3 protein-coding genes are annotated in these 2304 nt (G+C 37.4%); all 3 read left to right on the forward strand.

Annotated features, from left to right (window positions below; translation table 11 throughout):
* Window positions 1-898 (forward strand): CaiB/BaiF CoA-transferase family protein (locus tag BN358_RS05460; protein ID WP_019228200.1); only part of this gene is annotated, 898 nt, incomplete at its 5' end.
* Between the two features lie 13 nt (window positions 899-911).
* Window positions 912-1811: a hydroxymethylglutaryl-CoA lyase gene (locus tag BN358_RS05465; protein ID WP_019228201.1), complete on the forward strand. Its 900-nt coding sequence runs from the start codon at window positions 912-914 to the stop codon at window positions 1809-1811.
* 318 nt (window positions 1812-2129) lie between these two features.
* Window positions 2130-2304 (forward strand): CoA transferase (locus tag BN358_RS22770; RefSeq protein ID WP_198018344.1); only part of this gene is annotated, 175 nt, incomplete at its 3' end.

Raw genomic sequence — 2304 nt, forward strand, 5'->3', positions numbered from 1 at the left:
TGGAACGATGGAAAAGTTAGGTCTTGGATATGAAGATTTGAAGAAAATCAACCCTGGCATCGTGTACGGATGTGTTTCAGGTTTTGGACACTACGGACCATACAGCCAAAGAGCTGGCTATGACATCATCGGACAGGCAATGGGCGGACTTATGAGCACTACAGGTTGGCCGGGTGGAGCTCCAACAAGAACAGGTACAGCAATGGGAGACGTGTTGGGCGGTTTAGGCTGCACAATCGGAGTGCTTGCAGCAGTTGTAAACAAAATAAAAACTGGAGAAGGACAAAAGGTTGATGTTGCACTGGTTGACTCAGTTGTATCTTCACTAGAAATAATAACACAAATTTACCTGGCAACTGGAAGAATTCCTGAAAAAATAGGAAACAGATACGAATCAGCATATCCTTACGATTCATTCAAGTCAAAAGACGGAGATGTAATCATAGGATGCGGTAACGACAAGCTGTATAAACTCCTGGTAGAAGTTATGAAGCAGCCTGAACTACTGACAGATGAAAGATTTACAACAAATGCATTGAGAGTTAAAAACCATGCTGATTTGAAACCGATTATTGAAGCATGGACAGTTGAACAAAATGTTGATGATATTGTAGAAAAACTTCTTGCTGTAGGAGTTCCTTCATCACCAATCAATACCATAGACAGGGTTGTAAAAGATCCTCACATTGCTGTAGCAAGAGAAATGTTTGTGGAAGTTGAACATCCTGTAGCAGGAAAAACAACATTGACAGGAGACCACATTAAATTCAGTGATAAAAAAGCTGAAATAAGAACTCCGGCCCCAACATTAGGGCAGCATAATTTCGACGTCTATGAAAACTTTGTTGGATTGAGCGAAGATATAATCAAAGAATACATTGAAAAAGGCGTATTCTAATAAAGGAGAAATTATGAATAAAAAAATACAAATAGTTGAAGTTGGACCAAGAGACGGGTTTCAAAATTTAAAAGATTATATTCCTGTAGAACAGAAACTGAAAGTTATTGACGATTTAATAGGCGCAGGAATAAAGCACATTCAGCACACATCTTTTGTGAGTCCAAAAGCAATACCACAATTAAGAGATGCTGCGGAAATAACTAGAACAGTAACAGAAAAATACCCGGGATATGATTTCTTCGCATTGGTTCCAAACCTTTTTGGCGCAAAATCTGCTTATGAAGCAGGTCTTAGGAAAGTATCATATGTTATTTCATTAAGTGTAAGCCACAACAAGGCTAACATAAACAGAACCCACGATGAATCATTTGCCGAACTCCAGAAAATAATGGATAATTACAAAGATCTGAATGTATGCGTAGATGTAGCTACTGTCTTTGGTTGTCCTTTCGAAGGAAAATATTCTACAGATGTGGTGCTGAAGTTTCTTGAGAGAGTTGCAAACATGGGAGTCAAGGAAATGTCACTGGCAGACACCATAGGTATTGCCAATCCAAGACAGGTAAGAGAAATTGTTTCGTCAGCAGTGAAAGAATTCCCGGAAATAGAATTCCAGGTTCATATTCATGACACAAGAAATATGGGAATGGTAAACACTCTGGCAGCAATTGAATCTGGAATTACAAAAGTTCAGTCAACTTTAGGCGGACTTGGCGGATGCCCCTTTGCACCGGGAGCATCAGGAAACACAGCAACAGAAGACTTGGCATACATGCTTAACGACATGGGATATGAAACAGGTGTTGATGTTAACAAGCTCATAGAAGCTGCAAAATATGAAAAAAGCATTATCACAGGTAATTTCAGCGGACATCTTGTAAATATCCAGACAGGACAATGCAACGGCTAATTCAATAAATAATAAAAATGCGTTTCATAATTACCTTGAAACGCATTTTTTGTGCGGAAAAATCAAAGCACTGTTTAATGTTTCAAATTGTTTTACAAAAAAAGAAATGCAACAATTAGAAACAAAAATTGATACAAGTATTTTTATAGAAATACTTAAAACATAGTATATCAACGTTTTTGAACTTTTATTAAAAATAATATGCAACAAAAAGTTGGCACGGTAATTGCTATATTACATATAAGCAATAACTGTCTGCAAATATTATAAAATTATGCAACTCAGTAAAAATATAATAAGTTTAATTAGGAGGAAATTATGAGCAAAGGATTATTGGATGGAATAGTTGTACTAGACCTTACGAGAGTGTTGGCAGGACCTTACTGTGGAATGCTTTTAGCAGATATGGGAGCAACAGTTTATAAAATAGAACAGCCTAAAAAGGGAGACGACAGCAGGGCTTTCGGACCATTTGTAAACGGAGAAAGCGCAT

The organism is Sedimentibacter sp. B4 (genome assembly GCF_000309315.1).
Taxonomy (GTDB): Bacteria; Bacillota; Clostridia; order Tissierellales; family Sedimentibacteraceae; genus Sedimentibacter; species Sedimentibacter saalensis.